This window comes from Enterococcus malodoratus (genome assembly GCF_027659535.1).
GTDB classification, from domain to species: Bacteria; Bacillota; Bacilli; order Lactobacillales; family Enterococcaceae; genus Enterococcus_A; species Enterococcus_A malodoratus.
Genome location: NZ_JAQDPG010000004.1, coordinates 53,039 through 79,045, shown reverse-complemented (window position 1 = coordinate 79,045; position 26,007 = coordinate 53,039). Strand labels below are relative to the sequence as shown.

28 protein-coding genes are annotated in these 26,007 nt (G+C 41.4%); 23 read left to right on the top strand and 5 right to left on the bottom strand.

Annotated features, from left to right (window positions below; translation table 11 throughout):
• Positions 1 to 6 precede the first annotated feature (6 nt).
• A complete protein-coding gene (locus PGP85_RS07980) occupies positions 7 to 264 on the bottom strand; it encodes a hypothetical protein (protein WP_010741657.1) in 258 nt (85 codons plus the stop codon).
• 268 nt (positions 265 to 532) lie between these two features.
• Here PGP85_RS07980 and PGP85_RS07975 point away from each other — a divergent pair, with 268 nt between their 5' ends.
• The gene (locus PGP85_RS07975; RefSeq protein ID WP_010741658.1) at positions 533 to 1,063 is read left to right on the top strand and encodes a 5' nucleotidase, NT5C type; all 531 of its coding nucleotides are present in this window, start codon (positions 533 to 535) and stop codon (positions 1,061 to 1,063) included.
• A gap of 56 nt (positions 1,064 to 1,119) precedes the next feature.
• Here PGP85_RS07975 and PGP85_RS07970 read toward each other — a convergent pair whose 3' ends face one another.
• Positions 1,120 to 2,139: a hypothetical protein gene (locus PGP85_RS07970; RefSeq protein WP_270326983.1), complete on the bottom strand. Its 1,020-nt coding sequence runs from the start codon at positions 2,137 to 2,139 to the stop codon at positions 1,120 to 1,122.
• A gap of 440 nt (positions 2,140 to 2,579) precedes the next feature.
• Positions 2,580 to 4,346: a Na/Pi cotransporter family protein gene (locus PGP85_RS07965; protein ID WP_270326981.1), complete on the bottom strand. Its 1,767-nt coding sequence runs from the start codon at positions 4,344 to 4,346 to the stop codon at positions 2,580 to 2,582.
• Between the two features lie 271 nt (positions 4,347 to 4,617).
• On the opposite strand from PGP85_RS07965, the gene PGP85_RS07960 reads away from it, so the two are divergent.
• Together PGP85_RS07960 and PGP85_RS07955 are read left to right on the top strand one after the other, a co-directional pair.
• Positions 4,618 to 6,018 carry a glutamate decarboxylase gene (locus PGP85_RS07960; RefSeq protein ID WP_251864880.1) on the top strand — a complete coding sequence of 467 codons (1,401 nt, stop codon included), beginning with the start codon at positions 4,618 to 4,620 and terminating at the stop codon, positions 6,016 to 6,018.
• A 23-nt stretch (positions 6,019 to 6,041) separates the two neighbouring features.
• Positions 6,042 to 6,359 (top strand): DsrE family protein, encoded by a 318-nt coding sequence (locus tag PGP85_RS07955; protein WP_090406124.1) that lies wholly within the window; start codon positions 6,042 to 6,044, stop codon positions 6,357 to 6,359.
• Between the two features lie 107 nt (positions 6,360 to 6,466).
• Here the strand turns inward: PGP85_RS07955 and PGP85_RS07950 are convergent, their stop codons facing one another.
• Positions 6,467 to 7,777, bottom strand: coding sequence for an FRG domain-containing protein (locus PGP85_RS07950; RefSeq protein ID WP_270326977.1), 1,311 nt, complete (start codon positions 7,775 to 7,777; stop codon positions 6,467 to 6,469).
• A 468-nt stretch (positions 7,778 to 8,245) separates the two neighbouring features.
• Here PGP85_RS07950 and PGP85_RS07945 point away from each other — a divergent pair, with 468 nt between their 5' ends.
• From PGP85_RS07945 to PGP85_RS07890, 12 genes are all read left to right on the top strand, one after another.
• Positions 8,246 to 10,171, top strand: coding sequence for a BglG family transcription antiterminator (locus tag PGP85_RS07945; RefSeq protein WP_270326975.1), 1,926 nt, complete (start codon positions 8,246 to 8,248; stop codon positions 10,169 to 10,171).
• A gap of 5 nt (positions 10,172 to 10,176) precedes the next feature.
• Positions 10,177 to 10,503 carry a PTS lactose/cellobiose transporter subunit IIA gene (locus PGP85_RS07940; RefSeq protein WP_090406130.1) on the top strand — a complete coding sequence of 109 codons (327 nt, stop codon included), beginning with the start codon at positions 10,177 to 10,179 and terminating at the stop codon, positions 10,501 to 10,503.
• Between the two features lie 27 nt (positions 10,504 to 10,530).
• Complete coding sequence (locus tag PGP85_RS07935) at positions 10,531 to 10,869, top strand: PTS sugar transporter subunit IIB (RefSeq protein WP_270326972.1); 339 nt, start codon at positions 10,531 to 10,533, stop codon at positions 10,867 to 10,869.
• A gap of 15 nt (positions 10,870 to 10,884) precedes the next feature.
• Positions 10,885 to 12,234 carry a PTS sugar transporter subunit IIC gene (locus PGP85_RS07930; RefSeq protein ID WP_010741666.1) on the top strand — a complete coding sequence of 450 codons (1,350 nt, stop codon included), beginning with the start codon at positions 10,885 to 10,887 and terminating at the stop codon, positions 12,232 to 12,234.
• A 72-nt stretch (positions 12,235 to 12,306) separates the two neighbouring features.
• Positions 12,307 to 13,389, top strand: a complete 1,083-nt coding sequence (locus PGP85_RS07925) for a M24 family metallopeptidase (protein WP_270326969.1) — start codon at positions 12,307 to 12,309, stop codon at positions 13,387 to 13,389.
• Positions 13,373 to 14,419, top strand: a complete 1,047-nt coding sequence (locus PGP85_RS07920; protein WP_270326967.1) for a M42 family metallopeptidase — start codon at positions 13,373 to 13,375, stop codon at positions 14,417 to 14,419. The genes PGP85_RS07925 and PGP85_RS07920 overlap by 17 nt, the downstream gene beginning before the upstream one ends.
• The gene (locus PGP85_RS07915; RefSeq protein ID WP_270326966.1) at positions 14,406 to 15,599 is read left to right on the top strand and encodes a MalY/PatB family protein; all 1,194 of its coding nucleotides are present in this window, start codon (positions 14,406 to 14,408) and stop codon (positions 15,597 to 15,599) included. Before PGP85_RS07920 ends, PGP85_RS07915 begins: the two co-directional genes overlap by 14 nt.
• A gap of 163 nt (positions 15,600 to 15,762) precedes the next feature.
• Positions 15,763 to 17,403: a BglG family transcription antiterminator gene (locus PGP85_RS07910; RefSeq protein ID WP_270326965.1), complete on the top strand. Its 1,641-nt coding sequence runs from the start codon at positions 15,763 to 15,765 to the stop codon at positions 17,401 to 17,403.
• On the top strand, positions 17,400 to 17,849 hold the full coding sequence (locus PGP85_RS07905) for a PTS sugar transporter subunit IIA (RefSeq protein WP_270326964.1): 450 nt from the start codon (positions 17,400 to 17,402) through the stop codon (positions 17,847 to 17,849). Before PGP85_RS07910 ends, PGP85_RS07905 begins: the two co-directional genes overlap by 4 nt.
• Positions 17,846 to 18,127 (top strand): PTS sugar transporter subunit IIB, encoded by a 282-nt coding sequence (locus PGP85_RS07900; RefSeq protein ID WP_010741672.1) that lies wholly within the window; start codon positions 17,846 to 17,848, stop codon positions 18,125 to 18,127. The genes PGP85_RS07905 and PGP85_RS07900 overlap by 4 nt, the downstream gene beginning before the upstream one ends.
• A gap of 4 nt (positions 18,128 to 18,131) precedes the next feature.
• Complete coding sequence (locus tag PGP85_RS07895) at positions 18,132 to 19,382, top strand: PTS ascorbate transporter subunit IIC (RefSeq protein ID WP_010741673.1); 1,251 nt, start codon at positions 18,132 to 18,134, stop codon at positions 19,380 to 19,382.
• Positions 19,383 to 20,120 carry an SIS domain-containing protein gene (locus PGP85_RS07890; protein ID WP_270326961.1) on the top strand — a complete coding sequence of 246 codons (738 nt, stop codon included), beginning with the start codon at positions 19,383 to 19,385 and terminating at the stop codon, positions 20,118 to 20,120. It abuts the gene before it with no gap.
• 36 nt (positions 20,121 to 20,156) lie between these two features.
• Here PGP85_RS07890 and PGP85_RS07885 read toward each other — a convergent pair whose 3' ends face one another.
• On the bottom strand, positions 20,157 to 20,336 hold the full coding sequence (locus PGP85_RS07885) for a hypothetical protein (RefSeq protein WP_010741675.1): 180 nt from the start codon (positions 20,334 to 20,336) through the stop codon (positions 20,157 to 20,159).
• Positions 20,337 to 20,410: 74 nt separating this feature from the next.
• Here PGP85_RS07885 and PGP85_RS07880 point away from each other — a divergent pair, with 74 nt between their 5' ends.
• The 8 genes from PGP85_RS07880 (at position 20,411) to PGP85_RS07845 (ending at position 25,991) form a co-directional block, all read left to right on the top strand.
• Complete coding sequence (locus tag PGP85_RS07880; RefSeq protein ID WP_270326959.1) at positions 20,411 to 20,578, top strand: hypothetical protein; 168 nt, start codon at positions 20,411 to 20,413, stop codon at positions 20,576 to 20,578.
• Positions 20,579 to 20,664: 86 nt separating this feature from the next.
• Positions 20,665 to 20,853, top strand: a complete 189-nt coding sequence (locus PGP85_RS07875; RefSeq protein WP_090402663.1) for a CsbD family protein — start codon at positions 20,665 to 20,667, stop codon at positions 20,851 to 20,853.
• 474 nt (positions 20,854 to 21,327) lie between these two features.
• Positions 21,328 to 21,795: a cysteine hydrolase family protein gene (locus tag PGP85_RS07870; RefSeq protein WP_010741678.1), complete on the top strand. Its 468-nt coding sequence runs from the start codon at positions 21,328 to 21,330 to the stop codon at positions 21,793 to 21,795.
• Between the two features lie 104 nt (positions 21,796 to 21,899).
• Positions 21,900 to 22,499, top strand: coding sequence for a short chain dehydrogenase (locus tag PGP85_RS07865; protein WP_090402687.1), 600 nt, complete (start codon positions 21,900 to 21,902; stop codon positions 22,497 to 22,499).
• 89 nt (positions 22,500 to 22,588) lie between these two features.
• Positions 22,589 to 23,221 (top strand): DUF998 domain-containing protein, encoded by a 633-nt coding sequence (locus PGP85_RS07860; protein ID WP_270326955.1) that lies wholly within the window; start codon positions 22,589 to 22,591, stop codon positions 23,219 to 23,221.
• 136 nt (positions 23,222 to 23,357) lie between these two features.
• Entirely contained in the window at positions 23,358 to 24,269 is a 912-nt protein-coding gene (locus PGP85_RS07855) for an AraC family transcriptional regulator (protein WP_270326953.1), read from the top strand.
• Positions 24,262 to 25,200 carry a glycosyltransferase family 2 protein gene (locus PGP85_RS07850; RefSeq protein WP_270326951.1) on the top strand — a complete coding sequence of 313 codons (939 nt, stop codon included), beginning with the start codon at positions 24,262 to 24,264 and terminating at the stop codon, positions 25,198 to 25,200. The genes PGP85_RS07855 and PGP85_RS07850 overlap by 8 nt, the downstream gene beginning before the upstream one ends.
• The gene (locus PGP85_RS07845) at positions 25,197 to 25,991 is read left to right on the top strand and encodes a Cof-type HAD-IIB family hydrolase (protein ID WP_270326948.1); all 795 of its coding nucleotides are present in this window, start codon (positions 25,197 to 25,199) and stop codon (positions 25,989 to 25,991) included. The genes PGP85_RS07850 and PGP85_RS07845 overlap by 4 nt, the downstream gene beginning before the upstream one ends.
• Positions 25,992 to 26,007 lie beyond the last annotated feature (16 nt).

Genomic DNA, 26,007 nt, shown 5'->3' with positions numbered 1-26,007 from the left:
CCTAACTTATTTTTTTGGTTTAAAAATGGCTGGCAGAAAAATGAAGAATGAAAGAATGATCACACTAGCACCAACAGTCAGCAATAATTTCGCCAGACCTAACTGGGAAGCCCCGGCAAAATTGCCAAAAACATTCGACAAAATAATAACCAAACTGACTAATACCGTAGCAATAATTGCTTTCATCCGTTCCCCGCGTTTCTCAAAATAAGTAATCACTGAATAAAGTCCCCAACCCAACAAAACAATCGTTAATGTATCCATTTTTTTCCAACTCCCTTTCTTTGATGTATTCATCATATCAAGGAAACAAGAGAGAAAAAACTTACGAAAGCAGTGGTAAACTTACGATTGTGAAAGGTTCAATGTTATTTGGTTATAAGCGATAAATGAAGGTTGAGAATAAAATCCAGGTCGGAGCTTATTGACGAAGCACTCGGATTAGGAGAAAATGTTCGCAAAGAGAGTTTTACCAGAAGAGCGGTCTGCTGAAGCAGTCGGTCCTCTGACAAAATAGTGAAGGAGTGTTGGCATGGTACGAATAGCTGTCGATATGGACGAAGTGATCGCGGATTTTATGTCTAAAGAGATTCGACTGTTTAATGAGTCGAATGGAACCGCGTACACCAAAGAAGGGATAGCAGGCAAGAAATTGCGTGAGCTGCATCCAGAAGAAACTGAAAATATTCGCAAACGGGTCAGTGATCCCACCTATTTCTCTGATTTGCCCTTGATTGACGGCGCAAAGGAAGCGCTAGAAAAATTGGCGGAGAAACACGAGATCTTTATTACGACTGCCGCAATGGAATTTCCGACATCGTTCAACGCAAAATATGCTTGGCTCAAGGAGCATTTTGCTTTTATTCCGGAAAGCCATTATGTTTTTTGCGGCGATAAATCGATTATTTCTGCCGATTATTTGATCGATGATCATTTGCGTCATTTGGAAACCTTCCGTGGCCAAGGCATTCTTTTCGCTGCCCCCCATAATGCCCATGAAACCTACGAGCTCAAATTGAACGGCTGGGATGAAGTGTACCGTTACTTTGACGAGAAGTACTAGACGGCCTTACAAAAGGGGTCGATGAATAGGTTTCTTGTGATGAAACAAGGAACCTGCTATTTTTTCTTTCCCTTTAAGAATTTATTGATTCTATTCTGCCGGCTTTTCTCTGCTCGATCCTGTGCGATTTGTTCTTTGGTCTTGCCATAGAGCAGAAAGTTAGTATCCGAGTAATCCGGGGTCGCGGCAGTGTTTTTAGTCGACGTTTTACTTGGTTTAGACGTCACAGGCTCTTCGCTAGGGAGCGGGTACAGCGCATCTGCCCTCGCAGCGGCTTCTTCATAGCTCAGCGGGCGTTTGCGGGGACTGTTGGCTGACTTCGTGGGCTGATTTTTTTGCGTCGTTTTCTTTTTAGTAGAGTTGGAAACCGTAGGAACTAGTTCTTGCGGCTTTTTTGCTTTGCGAGGCTGTTTTTCCTCAACAGTCAGTTCCTGAGCAGGGGTTTCTAGTTCTGCTTGAATCGCTTCATGCTCCGCATCAATACAGCCTTTTTTGCTTTTGAATTTTACGTATTCAGCAAAGCGGCGGACACCGGCGGCTTGGAAAATGGTCAGCGTTGTCAAAATCCCCAATACTTCAGCGGTTTCCTCTACGGAGCACACTTGCTTCGTATCACGCAGTGTCCATGTATGGCGTTTTCCGTTAGCGTCTTTAAAAATCGACACAAGATCGAATTGAAAGTCGGATTTTTTTGCTGTTTCAAGGTTCTTTTTCTCTAACAGCTGGTTGTAAAGCTGAGCTTCTTTGGTTAATTGCTGATAGTCTTCTTTATTGCTGAATAAACGCTGGATGACAGTTTGCCATTCAACGCTGGAAAAGAAGTCTTCAAAGTAGACGCAGTGTCTGCGCAAAGTATCATTTGGTGTTTCAGTCATGAAAATTTGACGAATCAACGCACTTAGTGGCTGAAGCGAAAAGTCGCCCACACAGATCGAGTGGCGAAATAGGATCGCTACAAGGTACTCCACGACTTCGGCTGCTTGCTGCGTTTGTTCGAAATACTGACGAACTCTTTTCAAGAGCGTCTCCTTTTTCATACCAAATAATTGTCTTTGCCCCAATTTCGCTACTTCCATCTTCAATTTCCTCCAGACTAGTAAAAAACATTTGTTGTAAACGTTTTCTGTAATTTATATCTAAAAGAGTAACCTTTAATAACAAGGTTGTAAATAGTTTTTCGATATACTTTTTTTAATAATCTTTCGTAAAATATTTGAATAATAAGGTTTATGAGTCTCTTTTTTGAAAAAAACTCACGGATTAGTAAGGATTAAAATAACTAATTAGTGATTTTACTCAAGAGGAGATCGGTCGCGAGCGGTTCTATTTGTTTTTTTCGCATTTGGTTTATTCTAAAGTAAGCGAGATGATTATAACCAGTCTAGTAGAGGCCGTGGATCTCTATGGGAAATGGTACTTTTTTTAAGCAGATAGCGGATTTTTTGATGAAAAACCCAGATTTTTAATGCAAAAAAAAGCTGCCTGTATCTCATTAAGAGATCAGGCAGCTTTTCTATTAGTCTAATGCTTCGCTAGCATCACCAATTGCGTCGTCAAGTGATGCTGCGGGTTCTTTGTAATGGAAGTTCGAGGTATCGTATTTAAAGTTGTATTTATTTCCTAAGAAATATTTTGCGATATGCAGCGTACGATCACTGGAACGTTCAAGGTTAGAACTGATATCGATCAACAGCACGCCATCCGCTGCCCGACCTTCACCTTTAGTCATTAAGCGGATATATTTATTCCGCAATAGTTCAACCAGCTGATTGATCTCTTCTTCACGATCCAACATTTTCTGAGCGAGTTCAACATCGTCATTATCTAAAACCTGCATCGCATCTCGGATATTTTTTAGGACTTTATCGAAAAGCAGCTCAAGGTCTTCGTCATGAAGCAGGAATGTTTGCCGATTATTGGTTGATTTGGTCTTATTCCGTTTGTCTTTTGCCCGCTGCTTTTCTTCTAGGGCAATGGATTCTTTGACATACCGAATGATGTTCATCGAATGGTCGCCCATGCGTTCGAAGTCTTTGGTGAACTCTAGCAGCATCGCTTGTTCCTGACTCTCCAAAGGTGTTAACTCGGTCGCAGAAATTTTTACGAGATACTCCGTCAATTCAATGTCGCATTGATTGATGGCATCCTCATATTGTAAAACGTCATCGCGCCATTCTTCTTTGGTGTCGTTGTAGTATTTACGCGCGGCCTTCAATGAAGAAAGGACATAATTTCCCATTTGAACCACTTCACCTTTTGCTTGCTCGATCGCCATAACAGAAGATGTATGGATGATAGGCTCGCTTAAAGTGACTGAGCGGATGTTCAGATTCTTCTCGCTGCCAGGAACGATCTTCTTCACGATCATCTCGATCTGAGGAATGAACCAGAACTGGATCGCCAAGTTAGAAAGATTGAAGAGCCCATGGGCAAAGGCGATTTGCATGGCTGGATTCAAGCCCAGTGAACTCGCAAAGATAGTCACGAGTTTCGTGAATGGGACTAGTAACAAGGTGAAAATGAAGGCACCAACCAAATTGAAAATCACATGAGAGGCCGCAGTCCGTTTAGCGGCAACACTGGCACCCAAGCAGGCGATGACAGCGGTGATTGTCGTACCGATATTATCCCCAAATAGAATGGGTAAAGCAGCGGTTAAGGTGACGCTGCCCTGCATATAAAGCTGTTGCAGAATCCCGATCGTCGCACTAGAGCTTTGCAAGACCATCGTCAATAATGTCCCGATTCCAACACCTAGGATTGGGTGATGAGAAACACTGATCATTAATTGATTGAATTGCGGGAGATCTTTTAATGGGTCCATCGCCGTTCCCATCAACGTCAAACCATAGAAAAGGGCTCCGAATCCGAAAAGGATCTGCCCAATTGATTGCAGAGTAGTTCGTTTGGAAAAGAAGAGCAGGATTGCACCCGCACCGATGATCGGCAGGGAGTATTCACTCAAATTGAAGCCGATAATGAAAGCGGTGACAGTCGTCCCCACGTTGGCTCCCATGATGACTCCGATCGCTTGCTTTAAAGTCATAAAGCCGGCACTCACAAGTCCGACAGCTAAAACGGTTGTGCCTGAACTGCTTTGGATTAAACCGGTAACGATAATCCCGGCTAAAACGGCACGAAATGGCGTTGAGGTGAAACGATTTAGAATTTCTCTTAATCGATTTCCGGCAGCTTTTTGCAAGCCGTCGCCTAAATATTTGATCCCAAAAAGGAAAATTCCTAATCCGCCTAAGAAAGAAAAGATCATTTCTTGATAAGACATAATGCGCGTCCTCCGCTAAATTTTTTTGCATGCTACTACCAAAATAATAGATTCACAAGTAAAAAGAAAGTCTTTTATTAAAAAAAGCGTTGTTTTTTTCGAAATAACTGAATTATTTTGAGTTAATTCGAAAAAACTGCTTCATCTAAGGGATAAACGGAAGGAATTCTTTTGTGTTTTTTAGCGCTTTCAGCTACTCTTAAAGTAGAAGGAATTTTTTTGTTCAACTGGATAAACAAGGGCATTTTCAAAAACAGAGGAGATGTGTCGGATGCTTTATGGAAAGAAAAATCGGCGTGAGGCAAGTTATTTGGAACCAATTTTTGGATCAAAGAATGAAGATGAAACATTACCTTCGTACCATTTAGGTGAAAAATCGATCGAACCGCGAATCGCCTATCAGATGATCAAGGACGATCTATTAGATGAGGGAAATTCGCGTTTGAATCTAGCGACGTTCTGTCAGACATTTATGGAGCCGGAAGCGGTCAAGCTGATGAGTGAGACGCTGGACAAAAATATGATCGATAAATCTGAGTATCCTCGCACAGCCGAAATGGAGAATCGCTGCGTGAATATCATTGCAGATCTCTGGCATGCGCGTGGACCAGAAAAATATATCGGAACGTCAACGATCGGTTCCTCCGAAGCCTGTATGCTGGGCGGAATGGCGATGAAATTTGCTTGGCGCAAACGGGCAGAGGCCTTAGGTGTGAATACCCAAGCGAAGAAGCCGAATTTGATTATTTCTTCGGGCTATCAAGTTTGTTGGGAGAAATTTTGCGTATATTGGGATATTGAGCTGCGGGAAATTCCGATGACGGAGGATCACTTGTCGTTAGATGTGGAAAAGGCCATGGAAGCGGTGGATGACTATACGATCGGAATCGTTGGGATCTTGGGGATTACGTATACCGGACAATACGATGACATCAAAAAATTGGATCAATTAGTCGAAGCACACAATCAGCAAACCGAGCACAAAGTCTATATTCACGTGGATGCGGCCTCTGGCGGGCTATATGCGCCATTTGTCGAACCAGAATTAGAGTGGGACTTTCAATTGAAAAATGTCATCTCAATCAATACTTCTGGGCATAAATATGGCTTAGTGTATCCCGGTGTCGGCTGGATCGTTTGGCGTGATGAAAAATATTTGCCGGAAGAGCTCGTCTTTAAAGTCAGCTATCTCGGCGGCGAAATGCCAACGATGGCAATCAATTTTTCCCACAGTGCTTCCCAGATGATCGGTCAGTATTATAATTTTGTGCGTTTTGGCTTTGATGGGTATCAGAGTATTCATCAGCGGACACACGATGCGGCGGTTTATCTAGCTAAAGAAATTGAGCAGTCCCGTCATTTTGAACTGATCAATGATGGCAGCCAGCTGCCGTTGGTCTGCTATAAATTAGCCGCTGACAGTGAGCGCAAATGGACGCTTTATGACCTGTCGGATCGCTTGTTAATGAAGGGCTGGCAAGTTCCTTCCTATCCGCTGCCCAAAAATTTGGACCATCAGATCATTCAGCGGATCGTAGTACGAAGTGATTTTGGCATGAATATGGCCCATGACTTTATTGAGGATTTAAAGGCGGCAATCAAAGAGTTGGAAAATAGTCACTTAGTTTTTCATAAGGAGACGGAAATAAAAAATTATGGCTTTACCCATTAATTGAATCAAAGGAGGCGTTTTTAATGAAAGTAGTTTTCCATGTCGATGAGTTGGGAATGATCAGAGAAGCCCGTCATAACATCGAATACGTGTTATTGACGGAGCCGGAGGCAGACATTGTGCTATTGATGAATGGCGAAGCGATCCAAGGGTACCTGCTGCCGCGAGTGATCAAGTTCATGAAGGAATACCGCAACATCACATATCAAGCTTGTCACCAATCAATGCGCAATTTTCACGTTCGTTCGAAGCAAATGCATGAGCAAGTCGAAATCATCGAGTCTGGCGTGATTGGCTTAGTTGCGCTGCAAGAGCAGGGTTATTCGTATATTAAGTGCTAAACCATTTTTTAGATCGCCTCGGCGGTCTTTTTTTTATTGATTGTTAATGAAGAAGCCTGAATTATAAAGTTTAATAGAAAAAGAGTTGCATTTTTGCAACTCTAATCTCAACTAAATTTATTTCTAATGTGTTTTGCAATATTATCTGGATCAAGATATATAGTTCCTCTGTTTATACCCAGATACTCCAATTGTTTTAAAATCTTCTTCTTATCAGTAATCAGTATTCTTCTATTGCTAATTATTTTTTGAGTAATTTTTTTATTTTTGATACTTACTCCCATGCCTACAGTGTTATACGCAATTGGTATTTCACCTGAAATTTGATAGAAAAAGATTCCACCCTGAGCTCTTATCCGTCCAAATTTACTAGATGGCTTAATAAGGAAATATGGTAAAGGAGGTAGTGATTGTGGTATTTTTGACTCATTTTCAATAAATAAATTACTACTCAAATAAAACAAAGCAATATCTAGTAAACATAAGTACAAAAGAACTGGATCATTTCTTAATAAATTTTTCATTATGTCAGAAGATAGTTCATTAGTATCTTTTGATATTCCTAATACATCAATCTGTTTTGAATATTTGATAAGCAATAAGTCAAAATCACCTGAATACAATATGTCACCTATTTTATTTTGGTTAACTTTCTTTATAAAAATTTTTATTTCATTTAGATATGTTTCGTATTGATTGAAAGATTCCTTATTCCTACTCGTAGTGAACGCTGACTCATTTTTTAGGACATTTTCATTAATGTATTCTATTAAGTCATGGGATAGTTGATCAATCACAGTCCGGATATAGTTGTTACTAAAAAGTTTATTAATTAAAATTGAAAAAAATTCGGAATAGTCGTTTTTTAGAAACTTATTGTATTCGTTAATTATGTTGATATCCCATTTTCTATTTTCTATAATTGAACTAATGTCTATGCAAAAATTTGATTCAAAGATGTGTAAAACTCCGAAATTCGTATTTTGGTTTCCATCTTCATTACAGGCAAAATACAAAGCAGAGTTCAAAATTTCTGTTATATCAAGTAGAGGAGTTGGCAACCCATGATGTTGGGCGTACAGTAAAAAATTTTTCTCCTCAATCGGAAGTAGATCGGCATTAACCTCACTAGAATATTCGCTTATCATTTGAGAGAAATTAATATCATCAAATCTATGTACCGAGGCATTAGGGGCGTCATAGACATCAGATTCGCCTCTAAAAATCAAATCAGAATTAGCAGATTTTAAAAAGCTTTCATAGATTGCATTTATATCATTGCTTTCATAATATTGGATACTACTCTTCTCAGAAGAATAACCAATCATATCGCCTTCGTTATTAGCATTTATCTTAAGTATCGAGTTTTTACTTAACAAATCATTATATAAATTTTCATCTTTTCCGTTAAAACCCATAAAATTCTCCTGTATAAAAGTATTTAACAAAGTCTATCAAACATTGGAAAACTAGTAAATAGTACTTTTTGAAAGGTGCTATTATAATGAACTATACATTTATTAGTGAATTAATAAGAGTAGGCTATTAAGATTATATATTTGGCTAAAGTTCCGAAATGAGCTATTTCCTAACGCACTTTTTATCAGTATTATCTATGTATTGATTTGTAACATTAAACTGATATAAGAAATGTTGAGTCCTTCTTCAGAAGAAGGGCTTATTTTTTTTGCTTTAGCAGTTGAATGACTGTCGCTCCAAAATATTTTGAACACTTTAGAAAAATAAATGCTGAAATGACCGCCGGCTGTGCTTTAATAGTGAGTGCACCATTGATTCAGGCGTTTTTTGCATTTTTAATTTGAAAAAGTTGCCATTTTAAGTAAAGGGCTTACATTGTATAGTTTATTTGTAAGCGGGAGGTAGTTATGAGACAAGAAAAAATTGTTGAATACTTATATGCGAAGAAGCAAGCGATTGCTCCCAAGGCATTAGCCGCTGCCGTTCAAATTTCGGAGCGGACACTTGCCAATGACATCAAATGGCTGAAGGAAATCGGTTCGACAGAAGGCTTCACGATCGAACGCGTACGTTCGGCGGGCTATCAGTTGAAGATTCTGGATAAGGCCAAGTTCCGAAACTACTTGTCACAGTCAAAGCAGCAAGAACAGGTAGACAATTCAAGTCCGCAAGAACGCGTCAAAAATATCGAACTGCTACTGCTGTTCAATGATGAGTACATCACCATGCAGCAAATCGCGGAATGGCTGGATGTCAGTTTGTCGACAGTCAAGGCGGATATCAAACAAGTCGAACAGTTTTGCGAGAATTACGAGCTTTCGCTTTTCAGTAAAGCTCATTACGGCTTGAAAATTCTCGGAACAGAAAGTAAAAAGCGGCGGGCGATTTTATATTTGGTTCGCAACACGATTCATACACCGGTACTGACGGAAAAGTATAAAGAATTCAATTTTGTTTTTGATGAACAGGCTTTACGGCAATTCTTACAGGAACAGCTGAAAATGAATCAATTAAAAATCAGCGACATCGTCTTTGAGAACATCGTCCAGCATATTCGATTACTAAGTTTTCGAATTTTGCAGAACAATACATTGAGCAAGGAAGAGGTTGAAGAGACCAATATCGTTGATGGCTATGACCGTTTGACGGAGGCGCTGGTTGGTTATTTAGAAGCGACCTATCAGTTAACCTTTTCTCACGCGGAGAAAAATTATTTAGAAGAGCAGCTGCGGGGGAAATTCACGGTTCTCGATGATGCCGCGAGTAACAGACAATTGGCTTCGGCGATTCAAAAAGCGCTGGAACTGGTTGATCGGCGTTACCATACGAGCTTCCGGCAAGATCAGGATCTGGCGAACGCGTTATTGATGCATGTCGCGCCATTACTTCAACGGCTCTATACCGGACATCAGCTGGAAAATCCGATCATTGAAGATATTTACACACAATACGCCAATGTTTTCAATGTGGCGATGGTATTCATCAATGAACTGAATAAGGATTTGGACGCGGATATCAGCAAAGACGAGATCGGTTATGTGGCGATTTACTTTGCGGCCAGTTTGGAAAAGCAATCCAATCAAGTGATTGATGATTATCAGAAAATCGCGGTGATCTGTTCAACCGGCGGCGGTGCGGCGTACTTGCTGAAGGTTAACTTGGAACGTCTTTTCAGCAATGCCGAGGTCGAAACCTTCGCTTTAAATGAGATGGATCAGATTGATTCAAGCTTTGATTTATTGATCTCAACGGTTCCATTGGAGCAGGCCAATTTCGAGCTTCCGATTATTTTTACGAAAACGATTTTGAGCCAAGCGGAAATCAGCAAAATCGAGAAAGACTTGAATTTGCTGCGAGAATCGCAAAATAAAGTTCATGATGTGAATCAGTTTATTCTCAGTCTGTTTGAGCCGGAGTGGTTCCAAATCGAGGAACAGGCAGATAATTATTTGCAGGTCTTAGAAAATGAAGGCGCTCGCTTAGAAAAGCAAGGCTGGGTCGAACAGGGCTTTAAGCAAAGTGTTTTAAATAGAGAGCAGATGATCGATACGATCTATCAGCAGGGTGTCGCAGGCCCTCACCCGATGGAACAAATGGCGGTCAAGGAAGTCATTGATGTGATCTTGCTGAAAAAACCGCTGATGTATCGCGACAAACAAGTAAAAATCGTCTTTCTGATCAACATAAAAAAAGACCATTTAAATCTTCACAAAGAAATTAGCCGGCTGATGATCAAAATGATGGATGATCCGATGCTGGAGCTGCAATTAACGAAAATCAAGAATTTCCAAGACTTTACGTCTTATATGAAAAGTTTAATGAAAGAAGGATAAAAAGAATGAACGATCAAGAGATGGATATTTTTAAAATTATTTCCGCGGCAGGGGATTCACGAGGCTCTGCTTTTGAGGCTTTGCGATTGGCGCGTAAAGGAAAATTCGAAGAGGCGGATGCAAAAATGCAGGAAGCCAAAGAAAAAAGCATCGACGCACACGATGTGCAATCTAAATTGATCACTGGCGAAATCAACGGGGATAAAACGGAAACCAGCCTGTTGATGGTCCATGCGCAGGATCATTTGATGACCAGCATCTTGGCGCGTGATTTGATTGAAGAAATGATCGGTATGTTAAGGGAACAAAGCGAAGCAAAGGCTTTGCACTAAAAAAAAAATATTTAGGGGGATATACACATGAAAACACTGCTAGTTTGTGCCGGAGGCTTTTCAACGACCATGATGATGGAGTCAATGAAGAAAGTCGTGAAAGAATCAAAAAATTTGGAGGAAAAGGATTATCCAATGGAAGCGATCGGTGTCGATAAATTGGAACGCTACATCGATGATTATGATGTGATCTTAGTCGGACCGCAATTGAGCCACAAATATGATTTCATCAAAGGCGAAGCAGAAAAGGCCGACAAGCCAACAGTTTTATTGACTTCTGATATTTATGGATCAATGGATGGCGCTACCGTGATGAAACAGGCCTTAGTCGCTTATCGTAAAAATCAAGCAATCAAAAATCAATAGTCAGGAGAGAAAAAAATGGAAAATCCAAAGAAACAGAGTGCCTTTGATAAAGTCGAAGCATTCATTCGTAAAACATTGGTTCCAATTGCCAACAAAGTTGACAGCAATCCTTACTTAACGGCCATTAAAAAAGGGATGGTCGTGATGACACCGGTGCTATTGTTGGGTTCGATCGCGGCGATCTTCCCATCGATTCCCGAGTTCATCAAAACGCAGGCTGTGGCGAACTGGTTTGAGAATTATGGCTATATTTTTGGCATCATCTCTAAAGTTTCGTTAGGTTTGGTTGGTTTGTACGCGGTCTTAGCCATCTCGTATTTCTTGAGTGAGCATTACAAGCTCTATACCGTCGGCTCTATGATGCTTTCTGCCATCGCTTTTTTAATCGTGGCGATGGATGTCGATAAAAACGGCAATATCGTTGCTTCTTACCTGGACTCAAAAGGGTTGTTCACCGCCATTTTCGTAGCTATTATTTCGGTAAAAATTTATCAGTTCTTTACGAAGCACAAATTGGTGATTAAAATGCCTGAAGGGGTACCGGATTTTGTTTCCAGCTCCTTCGAATTGATTACACCGACTGCGGCGATCGGGATCTTGTTCATCGTGATTCGTGCAGTGACAGACAGCTTATCTGGCGGGATCTTATTACCGCAGGTTATTATGAACATCTTAGCACCAGCGATCGGCAGTCTTGATTCATTATGGATGATCTATTTTGTCTTAGTATTACGTTTGGTCTTCTGGTTCTTCGGTATTCACTCAGCAGTCTTGTCTCCGATTCTTTCACCGATTGCGGTGCAATATTTATCAGAGAACATTGCGGCTCACGAAGCTGGTCAACCGTTGCAGCACGTAATTACAAATGGTACGTTATCTGCTTTTGCGAATTTCTCAGGATCAGGGGTCACGATCGGTTTAGTCTTGGCGATGCTGATCAGTAAATCCTTGCGTTATAAAAAGGTTGGGGCGGTGGCCTTGCTGCCATCACTATTTGGGATCAATGAGCCGGTACTCTTCGGTGTGCCGATCATTCTGAATCCGGTGTTGATGATCCCATTCATTTTCGGCGGGGCATTTGTAGGCATGCTGCCGATGATTTGTATGAAACTAGGTCTATTGAACTTCCCAATCTTTGATCCGCCATATGTTCCGGTCTTCATGGAAGGCTTTTTGACCGGCTTTGACTGGCGCTCGATCATTGTTCAAGTAGTACAAGTAGCCTTGTCATTTGGCTTGTATCTGCCATTCTTCAAAGTTTTAGAAAAACAAGAATTAGAACGCGAAGCATTATTAGAAGCAGAAAAAGCGAACTCTGTCATTTCAGATGACGATGAACAATATTTAACAGATATTGATTTCTAGCCGAGAAAAAGGACAGTTGCGACTGTCCTTTTTTGGTCGATCCTGAATGACATAGAAATAAGGAGTAATCAGATGAGAATAGAAAAATTACGACAACTGCTGGCCGAAAAGCAGCTATCTGGACTGTTAGTGACGGACAAAATCAATCGCCGCTACCTATGCGGATTTACCGGTTCTAACGGACTATTATTGGTCACAGAAAACGACTTGCGTCTCTTTGTAGATGGCCGCTATACACAACAAGCGCAGCAGCAGACTGCTGGAGTTGAGATTTGTGAGATTCCTGTTGGCGGCAATCTGCTATCGACTTTACAGCCCTTCGTGAAGGGATTGACTCTAGGATTTGAAGCAGGCACGATTTCCTATCAAACATTTATCGGCTTCCAATCATTGCTGGAAGAAGTCGGCGGGCAATTAATCAAAACAGCCAATTTAATCGAAAGCCTGCGGATGATCAAAACATCAGAAGAAATTCAAGCAATCAAGCAAGCGGCCGCTATCGCAGATCAAACGTTGGAGATTATCTTGCCGATGATCCGCAGCGGAATGAGCGAGTTGGAATTGGCCAATGAAATTGATTACCGCAGCAAGAAACTAGGCAGTGAAGGTCCCGCTTTTGAAACGATCGTAGCTTCAGGAACACGCACGGCCTTGCCTCATGCCCATGCCAGTCAGAAAAAAATTGAAGCCAATGAGCTGATCATGATCGATTTTGGTTCGATTTATCAAGGCTATTATTCGGATATCACACGGACTTTCGGCTTTGGTGAAGTATCCGCTGAAATCGAACAAACCTATCAGCAGGTTTTGACTGCCCAAAAAACGGCGATTCAAACAGTGGCTCTAGGGAAAACGCTCGGGGAGATCGACCAAACGGCACGGCAAATTTTGGAGCAGGACAATCTGGCGCAGTTCTTCAGCCACAATCTAGGTCACGGTATCGGACTTTCTTGTCACGAATATCCGGCATTGGCACCAAATGTGGCGTTGCCAATCGAAAAGAATATGACCTTTACGATTGAACCGGGAGTGTATTTACCAGCATCTGGTTTTGGTATTCGAATCGAAGATGATGTAGTCGTGAATGAAGCGGGGCACGCCGAAATTTTGACTCAGTTTAATAAGGAGTGGATGACAATTGACTGCAACGGATAAATTATTGATGGAATTATCTAACCTAGACGCATTGCCAGGACAAGAGGCACAGGTTCAAGCGGCGCTGCAAGAAACGATTCAAGGACCAGTCACGAAGGATGCATTTGGCAATCTTTATTTCGGTGATTTGCAAACTACTAAGAAAAAAATCGCTCTGTACGCCCATATGGATGAGGTCGGCTTTTTCGTTCATCGGATGACCGAGGACGGCTTTGTTTATTTTTATCCGATTGGCGGCTGGTGGGGCCATGTGGTTTTAGGTCAACAAGTACGGGCGACCTGTCGTAAAAACGGCGCCGTTTTGGAAGGAATCGTGGGGACACTACCCAAAACAAGCCATAAAATGTCCGAAGTCGTGCCCCTCAGTGAGATGTACATTGATTTTGGCGTTCAGTCAAAGGCTGAATTAGAAGCGGCCGGCTTGCAGGTTGGCGATATGATTTTGCCGAATACAGCGGCAAAGAAAAGCTTCAATCAAAAGAAAATCATCGGCAAAGCGTTGGATGATCGGGTGGCTTGTACCGTCATGGCGCAAATCAAAAATCAAGTTGAAACTAAAAATATCGAAGTCATCGGTGTTGGGACTGTTCAAGAAGAAGCGGGAACCCGCGGCTCAAAAGTCGCTGCGGCGCAAGTCGAAGCGGACATCAATATCGTGATCGATGTTGCCAATGGGAAAGATACGCCGAAAGCGGCAGAATTTCCCAATCGCATTCAAGGAAACGGCCCCGGTTTGGTCTTGGCGGATAAAACAGCTCTCGGCAATTTAAAATTACTAGATTATTGCAAGGAAATCGCCGAAAAGAATCAAATCGCTTGGCAATATGATCTATTAGGCGGAGGCGGCACGGATGCTGGATCAGTCCAGCTATACGCCGGGAAACCAACCTTAGTATTTTGCGTGCCGGTTCGTTACTGTCATTCATGGAATTCGATCGTGGCGATCTCCGATGTCGAAGCGACGATCGAGCTGCTGTCGACAGTTATCCGTTCATTAGATGAAGGAGGCTGCGATCTTGAGCAATTTTAACGAACAACGTTCCCGTTACGGAACTTATTCGACCCAATGGGACTATGTACAGGATCGTTTTGGCGAAAAGGACCTGCTGCCGTTTTCTATTTCAGATACGGATTTTATGATTCCAGATGGCACGATCGAGGTACTGGATGAAGCCGTTGCACGAGGCTTTTTCGGCTATACTCGCTGGAATCATTTGGATTACAAACGCAGCATCACCCGCTGGTTCCAGCAGGAATTCGACAGTGAGCTTGATCCCGAGTGGTGTGTCTATTCACCGAGTGTGATTTACAGCTTATCGGTTTGCATTCAATTGCTAAGCCAAAAAAACGACAAAATCGTGACCTTCACACCTTGTTACGATGCCTTTTTCAATTGCATCGGCGGAAATGAACGAGAACTGATAGGCTTTTCACTAACGAATCAGAACGAACAATTTACGATCGATTTTCCAGCACTGGAAAAAGTATTCATTGCTGAAAAACCAGCGATCTTCCTATTGTGCAACCCGCATAATCCAACAGGCCGAGTATTCACCGAAGAGGAATTGACGCGCCTGATTTCATTATGCAACGCCTATCATGTCGCGCTCATCAGCGATGAAATTCATATGGATGTTCGCCGTCCCGGAAAGCAGCATTTACCAATTTTACGTTTTATTGATCAAATTGAGGTGCCGGTCGTTTTATTATCCTCCGCATCGAAAACCTTCAATTCACCAGGACTTGGCGGTTCCTACGCGCTGTTTCCAGAAGCAGCACTCCGCGAGCAATTTTTGAGTATTTTGAAGGGAAGAGACGGTCTATCGTCGATTCCATATCCGGCACTCTTGGCAACGATGGATTGCTACAACAATCAAAAAAATTGGCTGGAAGAGCTGAATCGGACTATTGATGGAAATTTTGAGCTATTGAAAAAGATTTTGGCTGGTGATCCACGCATTCACTTTGCCATTCCAGAAGCGACCTATCTCGGCTGGATCAACGTCAAGGAATTGCCTTATAGCATGGATGAATTGCAGACGGTTTTGGTCAAACAAGAAAAAGTCGCCATCATGAAAGGCGCGACCTATGGACCAGAAGGCGCCGATTATCTGCGCTTCAATCTCGGAGCACCAAAAGAAAAAATCATTGATGGTGCGGAACGCTTAATGCACGCTGTTCGATATTTAGATGAAAGATCCTCTTGCTAGAGGGTCTTTTTTGTATGGCAGGACATGTTATATTTTAAGTTACACAAACCTTGGGCAATGAACGAAAAGTAGTGTTCAGTGTTTTTTTATTTTACGGGACTATTTTTTGGTCTACTTGCCATTTTGGAGGCGTGCTACATTAAGGATGAAGGTGAGGATGATAATGAATAACGAATATGTAGATAGTAAACAACGGAAGTATTTGATTATCAAACGTTTGCTTAATCAGGAGCATCTAAGTTATCAGCAATTATCAGAGGATTATTATGTTTCTCGAAGCAGCATCGCCAATGATATTTCCTATATTAAGGATGTGTTTTCGAAGGAGGATTTAGCGTTAACGTTTGACAACTCGGGCACCTATTTCAAAGGATCAGAAGCACAAATCCAGAAAATATTAAAACGAATTGTACTTAATCTGCTGAATAATGAATTATCGACGGAACATTTCATTGATGCGGCGTTAATGAAAAAAGTCGCCCAAGGATTCTCGCGAGCACTGAATGAGAAAAAGATCGAGATACCTGAAAGCTATACTCAGAATATTATTGTTTCTATTGTACTAATCATTCAACGAGCTAAGGAAAATCATCACATTCACTTAGAAGGAACCAACCAATATGGCAGGTTCTTCTTGGAATTTGACAAGTATCCCTTAGTTTATGGACTTTTAAACGAGCTGCAGGAACAAAACATTTATCATTTTTCCCAAGAAGAAATCCAGCATTTAACCTACTTGATTGTCGGAAGCGGCTTGCGTTTCTTTATGAAGGATGATGCGATTCCCCTCAGTTTTAGAGGGAAAGTCCGTTTTTTGATCCAAAAAGTTAGTGAGGGCCTGCAGACGGATTTAACGCAGGACGGACGTTTGGAAGAAGATTTAGTGGTACATCTGTATCAATTGATTTTACGGCTCGAGGCCCAATCATCAGTAGTCAATCCGCTGATTGAGGAAATTAAGCAAACGTATCCGTCTCTATATGGTGTTGTTTGGTTTGCGTTAGCAGATTTTTGTAAGCCGTACCAAATTGCTTTGTCTGATGATGAGGTGGGTTTCGTAAGTATTCATTTTCAAGCTGCTTTGGAGCGTATTAAAAAGATGCATAAAATTTTGTTTGTTTGTCCAAATGGAATCGGAACAAGTTCGTTTGTTTCGGCGAAAATCCGTCGGATATTACCTGATGTGAATAGCATTGAAACCGTATCGACCTCGACCCTTACGAAAATGGACCTTTCGGATGTTGATTTTATTATATCCACTGTTCCTGTACCGATCACTGAAAAACCAGTTGTCCGAATCAGTCCGATGGTGACAGCGAAGGACATGAAACGAATTATGAATCATTATATTGATTTGATCATTGCCCGAGAGCAAAATGCTCCGTCTAAATTGGAAATAGCCAGCGAGACTAAAGATCTGATTGCACAAAATATTTTATTTCAAAATTTTTCGACGAAGCAGGAAGCCTTAAATTTCTTAATTGATCAGCAAGCCTTTTCTGACGAGGAACTAAAAGAAAAGTTCAAATTATCTGTTTGGGAACGCGAAAGATTGCAATCGACCTATTTAGATAACGGCTTTGCGATTCCTCATGGTTCACCTGAATTTGTTGAGAAAACAACGATTTCAATTTTGATTTTAGACAAACCCATCAACTGGGGGAATCAAAAAGTCGATATTATCGTCTTATTGATAATCAAGGAAGAGGAAGTTCGAAAAGTGGAACCTGTGATGGAATTGGTCATGCAAGGGATTGAGGATAAAAACGGATTCATATCAAAAATGATGGAGGTTAAAACATGACTTTAACAAATACGATATTACCAAAAGATCAAATTCAGGTCGCCGAAACAATTGAGAATTGGCAGCAAGCAGTCAAACTTGCCAGTGAACCTTTGCTAAAACAGGGATTTATCACTCAAGAATATATCCAATCCATGATTAACAGTGTGAAGGAACACGGACCGTATATGGTAATAGCCGATTATTTTGCTTTGATGCACACTCGTCCTGGAGAGGGGGTTATTCAGCAAAGTATGAGTCTGCTGGTAGTGAAGGAACCTGTCGATATGATGAACAAACCCGTGAAGATATTTTTAATTCTAGCGGCCAAAGACAATCAAAGCCATTTAGAAAGCTTGCAGAAGATCATGACAATCTTTATGGATACCCAGAAATATCAGGTAATTCTAAGCGGAAATAAAGCAGAAATAACCAATTTGTTTATTGAAGGAGGAAATGGAAGATGAAAATTTTAGCAGTCTGTGGATTTGGTGTAGGCAGTTCGATGGTATTGAAGATGTCAATTGATAAAGTGGTGAAGGAATTAGGTTTGAAAGCCACTGTTGAAAATACGGATCTCTCAACAGCGAAGGCGACACCGGCCGATGTATATTTCACCAGCAATGAATTGTTGACGGAACTAAAATCATCGGTTAAATCACCTGTTTATCCGATTAAAAAATATATGGATGTTGCTGAAGTACGTGCGCAAATGGAAAAATACTTAAACGAAAGAGAGGGGTAAGATAATGGGATTTATTACAGATCACATTCTAAAAAATCCGCCGGTGCTATTAGGATTAATTGCTATGATTGGACTAGTCATCCAACGAAAATCGATTTCTGAAATTATTAAAGGTTCTATGACTGCGGCTTTTGGGATGGTTATTTTAACTGCTGGTGTCAACATGCTGGTAGGTACGATCGCACCAATTAATGTGGCCGTCCAAACACAGTTAGGGGTAAAAGTAGCGGAAGGACTTTCAGACGTGACCTTTACTGCTGAATACGGCGGGACAGTAGGTCTGGCGATGTTCTTGGGCTTGATCCTGCATTTATTGATCGCGCGTTTCACACCGATCAAAACGATTTTCTTAACCGGTCATATGCTTTGGTGGTTCCCATTTGTATTGGTTGCTGGTGGGGTAGAGGCCGGCATGAAGGGGACCATGCTAATTGTAGTAAGTGCGGTCTTGTCAGCCGTTTACTGGTCAGTGATGCCGTGGATTATGCGGAAATATGTCTGGGATGCCACCGGGGACGACTCCTTCTTGATTGGTCATCCGACAGGAATATTATCTTTGATTTCCGGATTCGTTGCAAAAAGAGTGGGTAATAAGGAAAAATCTACAGAGGACTTGAATGTTCCGGAAAGTTTATCCTTCTTTAGAGAAATTTCGATTACTGGCGGACTGGTGATGTTTTTGATGAATCTTGTTGTGGGGATTATTGCTCCTGTCTTGATTCCCAAAGGCGGCAACCTAGTTATGTTTGGGATTGAAGCAGGTCTAAATTTTGGTGCCGGCTTACTGATCATGCTTTACGGTGTTCGCCTGCTGATCAATCAAATTATTCCTGCCTTCCAAGGGATTGCTGAAAAAGTCGTGCCCGGGGCAAAACCGGCATTCGATGTGCCGATTCTATTTAATTACCGTCCAAATGCCGTAATCATTGGTTTTATCGTCGCGATGGTTACGTCAACAATCATGGTTATTATCGTTAATAGTTTTGATCTTTTCGGTATTTTGATTGTTCCATTGGTCATCACGAGCTTTTTCGAATGCGGCGGTGCTGCTGTAATCGGGGAAGGACAAGGCGGACTTCGCGGAGCAATTATTGGGACAATTACTGCATCGATAGTGATGGTTCTGCTAGTCGGTGTTTCAGCGGTAATGTTTAGTACGACAATTCAGAATTGGATACTGATCTTTGGCGGAAATGATCTTTCCTTGTGGGGAATGGTCGGAAAACTAGTGGGCAGTTTGTTTGGAGGGTTTTAAATGTTTCAATACTTTGATCGTATTCAGGAAATACTAAAAGAGGTTGAGTTAAAAGAAGCAGAAGCAATAAATCAAGCGATTGAGCTGCTGACAGATGCTAATTTGAATGAAAAGGGAATTTATATTTTTGGAGCGAGCCATGCGGGGATTTTGGCGGAAGAGCTGTACTATCGTGCTGGCGGAATGATGACGATCAATGCAATTTTTGGTCGCGAGCTGATGCTAGATCAATCACCGATCACGGTTACCAGTAAAATGGAGCGTTTGGAAGGCTATGGGACTACATTAGCCTCAACGATTCCCTTCAAGGAAGGTGATGTGCTGATTCTCCATTCTGTTTCTGGGCGAAATCCCGTAACGATTGATCTGGCATTATCGGCTATCAAAAAGGGTGTAAAGATCGTGGCATTAACGAATGTCAATTATTCAAAACAGGTTTCGAGTCGTCACTCATCAGGCAAACGGTTATTTGAATTAGCGGATGTTGTTTTGGATAATCACGGAGACACGGGAGATGCCTGTTGTTCTATCGAAGGGATTGAGCAGAAGGTTGGACCTAGTTCTACAGTAGTTGGAGCGACGATTTTAAACACGATTGTCGTAGAAGTCACACGTAAATTAATTGAACGTGGGGTTGAATACCCGCCTATTTTCTACTCAGCTAATCTTGATGGCGGCGACCAATTGAATCAAGAGCTGTTTAAAAAATATGAACAGGTCATTCATTACAGCTTATAGTACAAAAAAGCAGAGAAGCAGCCAGTCAACCTTGGCTTACTTCTCTGCTTTTTCGTTCCATTTTTTAGGACTCCAAATATTGCCTTCCAGCGCGATTTGCAGACTTTCGTTGTCATCTTCTAATTGTTCAATGTATTTTACCGCTTCGCCTATAACGAATTGATACTTTTCATCTGAAATCGTGGCTAATTGTTCTTGCAACCAAGTATTTCGCATTTACTTCACCTCAAAAGCAGTGTAGCATAGAATCAGTTGATGGTCGGCACGTGATGCTTGGGAGGAAATAGACAATGGAAATAAATGAAAGCGTTCTTTTAGAGATAAAGGCTGAATTGGCGGCAGCGAAAATCGAACTGGAACGATTGGAACGGTTGACGTTTTCTAGTGAATTAAAAGAGGAACGAATCAAAACAGTCCAACGCGAAATCCAACAGGCGGAACAACTGTTGAATTCATAAGCAAATTCTTCGCCTTCTAATTTTCCCGATGGTAGAATAATTTTAGGAACAAATTTCGATTATTTTATCAAACAGGAGGGTTTATTATGGCAAACAACGATGAACTAAAAGGTAAAGTGAACGAAGCAAAAGGAAAAGTTACAGATGACGAATCAACCGAATTAAAAGGGAAGATTCAACAAGGCTTCGGTAAAGCGAAAGACAAAGCAAAAGAAACAGCAGACGATGTTGCTGGTAAAATCAACAAAAAACTCGACAAAGAAAAAGAAGATTAATTTTTTTGACCCGCCCCGGCGGGTCTTTTCTTTTGCCAGTTTTGCTTTTAGCAGTATATTAATCTTGAGTGACAAATAAGGATTTTAGTAAGAAAATGAGCAAGCGGTTTAGCAAAATGGTATGCGTACGAAAACAAAAGCATTTTTCTGTTTTTTAGAAAAATGCATTCAACCGTATGAGTTAGCTGCCAGTTCTGTTTTTAGCAGTATCTTAAATCTGAGTGGTGAATATGAATCTCATTAAGTAATTGAACAAGTAGTTTAGCAAAATGGTATGCGTACGAAAACAAAAGCATTTTTCTGTTTTTTTGGAAAAATGCATTCAATCGTATGAGCTAGCTGTCAGTCCAACTTTTCATAGATTGTCTGATTATCAATTTTTCTCTTTCCTCGTAAGTTAATCTCAATTTTGGCTGAAAGCCTTTCGCGATTGCATTATAATGGGATAGAAGGAAATTGAAAGGTTGGGGTTAGGTGAAACAGACAGCATTATTGGTTGTGGATATTCAAACTGGAACATTGGCACCGTTAATTGGGAAGGAAAAACTGCTGGAAAATGTGAATGAATTAATCGGACATTTTCATCAGAAAAAACTGCCGGTCATCTTCATAAAGAAAGTCGGATATGGGGAACTTTCTTCTAAATTGCAGCGAGGAGCAAATGATTTGGTGGTTTCAAAGGTTCAAATGAATACATTCAAATCATCAGATTTTCAGCTGTTGGTTGCCGATCATAAGCTGGATGATTTTGTCGTCGTCGGTTTGATGAGTAATGCTTGTGTGCAAAGTACTTGTAAAGGGGCGCTGGCAGAAAATTACTCGGTAACATTGATCGAAGATGCTCATGATTCGGTGATTAAGCCGATGCGAACTATTTGGAATAAAAAATTGAGTGATCTTGGTGTAACGACAAAAACTACCAAAGAATATTTAGAACAGTAAAATATCAGCCTCAAAGTTTTCATATTTCAATTTTATTAGCGGAAAACGTTGGGATGACAAACGAATTAAAAAATTAGTTTATAAAAAACGAGGAGTGAATGATTGTGCGTATTTTAGTAGTCGGCGGCAAAGGGACGATCGGTCAAGCGATCGTTGAGAAATTAAAAGAGAATCATGAGCTTATTCTAGCGGGCAGAACCAGCGGCGATGTCCAAGTAGATTTGACTTCGACGGACAGTATCGAAACGATGTTCAAAAAGGTTGGTCATGTGGATGCGATCGTTAATGCATCGGGAGCCGCAAAATTTCAATTAGTAGAAGAAATGACACCAGAGGATAATATGGTGGCGGTACAAAGCAAATTGTTAGGCCAAATCAATTTGGCGCTGATCGGGCAAAACTATTTATTACGTGATGGGAGCATCACCTTGACCACAGGGATCATGAAGGATGATCCGATTCCTGGCGGGGCTTCTGCGGCGATGGCAAATGGCGGAGTTAGAGCTTTTGTAAAATCAGCGGCGATCGATTTCACTCATGGAATCCGGATCAACTGCGTCAGCCCCAATGTTTTGGTCGAGTCCTATGACAAATACCAAGATTCTTTTAAAGGGTTTGTGCCTGTACCCGCTGAGCGAGTGGCGATGGCCTACGTTAAGAGCGTGGAAGGCAAACAAACCGGGCAAGAATACCAAGTCTATTAAAAACGAATCACTTTCGCAAAAGCGGGAGTGATTTTTTTGTTTCATTAACGGTATAATAAAACTAAAAGCTAGTTAAAAAGGGAGAAACGATGGGAAGATCAAGGATTCAATGGTTAGGATTGTTAGGGGTAATCAGTTTTCTTTCGTATACGGCGGCGGTGTTTTTAAGTCCGCTGGCCTATCCGGGATATGATTGGATGGCGCAGGCCGTCAGTGATTTGAGTGCATCGAATGCCCCTTCGCGCGTATTATGGGGACAGCTTTCTGCGCTATATAATGGGTGCGGCTTGGTATCGATAACTTTGGTTTTCATTTTTGTTCAAGGCAAATTAACGAAACTGCTGCGAAGCGGGATCTACTTTTTTACCGCGATGAACTGGGTCAGCGGTGTCGGATACCAGATGTTTCCGCTAACGGATAGCGGTTACGCAGGCGAATTTCAAGATCAGATGCATGTGGTAGTGACGGTTCTAGTCATTCTATTATCGATCATTTCTTTAGTCTTGATCATAATTGGCGGTATTCGTGAAAAAAGCTTCTTTTCATTAGCGATTTGGGCCGGATTGGCGCTGGTATTAATGATCGCTGGAGCGGTTGGTATCAATGTTGTGCCGATCGAATACTTTGGCATTCCTGAACGCTTTAGTGTGTTCGCAGCCACACTTTTCAACGCTGTATTAGGAGTTTATTTGTTCAATGGATTTAATATCGCGGATAAATAGAGATAAACACTTTCACAGTCGTGGAAGTGTTTTTTTGTAAATGAAATTTCTATTTATAAAAAAATAGTTTCAGTTTTTTATGGTGGTAGGCTATAATGTTCATAAATACTATAAAAATAGTTTCGGATGTGATTCGGTGTTAGCGAAAGAGCTTTACTTAGACAGTAACTTGAAGGAATTGATGGAATACCCGGATAATGCCTTCCCCTTCGGTATTTGGCAGGATGATTTTAACAAAACAGTCGGTCAGATTTTGAATTATCATTGGCATGAGACGATCGAAATGAATGTGCTGTTGAATGGGACCTTGGATTATCGTTTGGCCGATCAGCGATTTGTCTTAAATGAAGGAGATACCATGATCGTTTATTCCAATAGTCTGCATGGTGCGGCGCTGCGGGAAAAAGCGGAATCGGCGGAGATGCTGACGATCGTTTTTTCGGCTGATTTATTAACCGGCGGTGCAGGGACGATTTATCAAAAATACTTTCAAGCGTTAAGCGCGGAAGGTTTCCTTGGGAAAAAATTCGAACATAATAGTGAGATGGGACGAGAAATGTATGAGCTGCTAACAGATTTAGCAGCTACTGAAGAAGGCATCGGCTATGAGCTAAGGGTGCTTTCCAAGCTTAGTCGGATTTGGGAAAAGCTGTTCATTCACCTGATGGAACAGCAAAAAAAACCGGTAAGCAAGCGCTCGGAAAAATATGAAAAAGAAATCAAAGACGTGATGAATTATGTTCAGCAGAACTACATGGAACGTGTCACGATTCAAACGATTTGCCAGCATACTGGAATCAGCCGCTCGGAGTGCTTTCGCATTTTCGCCCGCTTTACGCAAAAGAAACCGATGGAGTATATCAACGATTACCGCATGTCAATGGCTGTCGCGCTGATGCTGAACACGAGTTGGACTGTGGACCGAATCGCGCAAGAGTGCGGCTTTAAAAATGCCAGCTATTTCGGAAAGCTGTTTAAAGAGCGCTTTAATCAAACGCCTAAAAAGTATAGAATAAATCAAAGAAAAGAGGAACGAGCGATTGGATAAAATTGCAGTACTGATCCCTTGCTTTAACGAAGCGCAAACCATTCAAGCAGTGATCGATGATTTCAAGAAGGAATTACCAGAAGGCACGATTTATGTGTACGACAATAATTCTACTGACGACACCTATGCGATCGCCAAAGCGGCGGGGGTGAAGGTTAAAAAGGAAAGCCGCCAAGGAAAGGGAAACGTGGTACGAACGATGTTTCGCGAGATCGATGCCGAATGTTATCTGCTGGTCGATGGCGATGATACGTATCCTGCTAAAGATGCGCGTAATTTGTGCCGTGAAGTTTTGGAAAACGGAGCGGATATGGTGACGGGCGATCGCTTGTCTTCGACTTATTTTTCGGAGAATAAACGTCCCTTCCATAATTCGGGCAATGTCGTCGTACGCAATCTGATCAATTATTTCTTCAAGGGCAATATCAAGGATATTTTGACTGGCTATCGTGCGTTAAGCCCGCTGTTTGCTAAGAGCATGCCGGTTTTGAGTAAAGGCTTCGAGATCGAAACGGAAATGAATATTCACGCGTTGGATAAAAACTTTGTGATCAAAAACGTGGAGGTCGATTATCGCGATCGACCTGAAGGCAGCGATTCGAAATTGAATACGGTGTCCGATGGGCTGCGTGTGATCAAGACGATTTTCCAATTGTTCAAAGATTATCGTCCGTTGTTGTTTTTCAGTGTATTGGCCGCATTTTTGGCCGTCTTGGCAGTCATTTTGGGAATTCCCGTTTTCTTAGACTATTTCCGAACTGGTTTGGTGGAACGGATGCCGACACTGATCACCGCCGGCTTTCTGATGCTGGCCGCGTTGCTGAATTTATCCTGCGGGTTCATATTAGATACGGAAAATAAAAAAGCACGTCAAAATTTTGAGCTGCAATTAAATGTTTTACACCAACTTATCAAAGGAGGCAACGCATGATCAAAGCAGTAGCAGTAGATATGGATGGAACATTTCTAAATAAACAAAATGACTATGACCGTCCTCGATTCGAGCAGCTTTTCAACCGGATGCAAGAAAAAGGGGTTCGTTTCATTGTAGCTAGTGGAAATCAGTATTACCAGTTGCGCTCATTTTTTAGTTCCTATCAAGGAATTACTTATGTTTCGGAAAATGGGGCTTTGGTTTTTAACGACCAAGGATTGCAGCAGGAGCGGCATTTTACCAAAGAACTCACTGAAAAGATCATTACGTTCTTAGTAGAGGGCGATCACGATTTGGAATTTGTGACTTGCGGTATCAAATCCTCTTATATGTTGGAAAGCGCCAGCGAAGACTTCAAAAAATTTGCGCGGATTTATAGCTATCGTCTCGAAGAATTAGCGGATTATGCGGAGCTGCCAGATGATCCAATCGTGAAATTTGCTTTGGATGTCGAAGTGGAGAAGACGTATGAGATCGCTGAACATCTAAACGAAGCATTTGCCGGTGAAATTACGGCGGTTACTAGCGGACATGGCAGTATCGATATCATTATTCCGGGAGTAACAAAGGGGCGAGCGATTAAGAGCTTACTAGAAGAATGGGGTATCGAGCCGAATGAGCTGGCCGCATTTGGCGATGCCAATAATGATTTGGAGATGCTGGCATTAACGGAACACAGCTATGCCATGAAAGAGTGCAGTCCTGATGTTTTAGCAACAGCGAAAAAACAGGCGCCATCCAATAATGAATCTGGAGTCTTACAGGTTGTAGAAACATTATTAGCGTAAAAAAGGCGAAAACAGT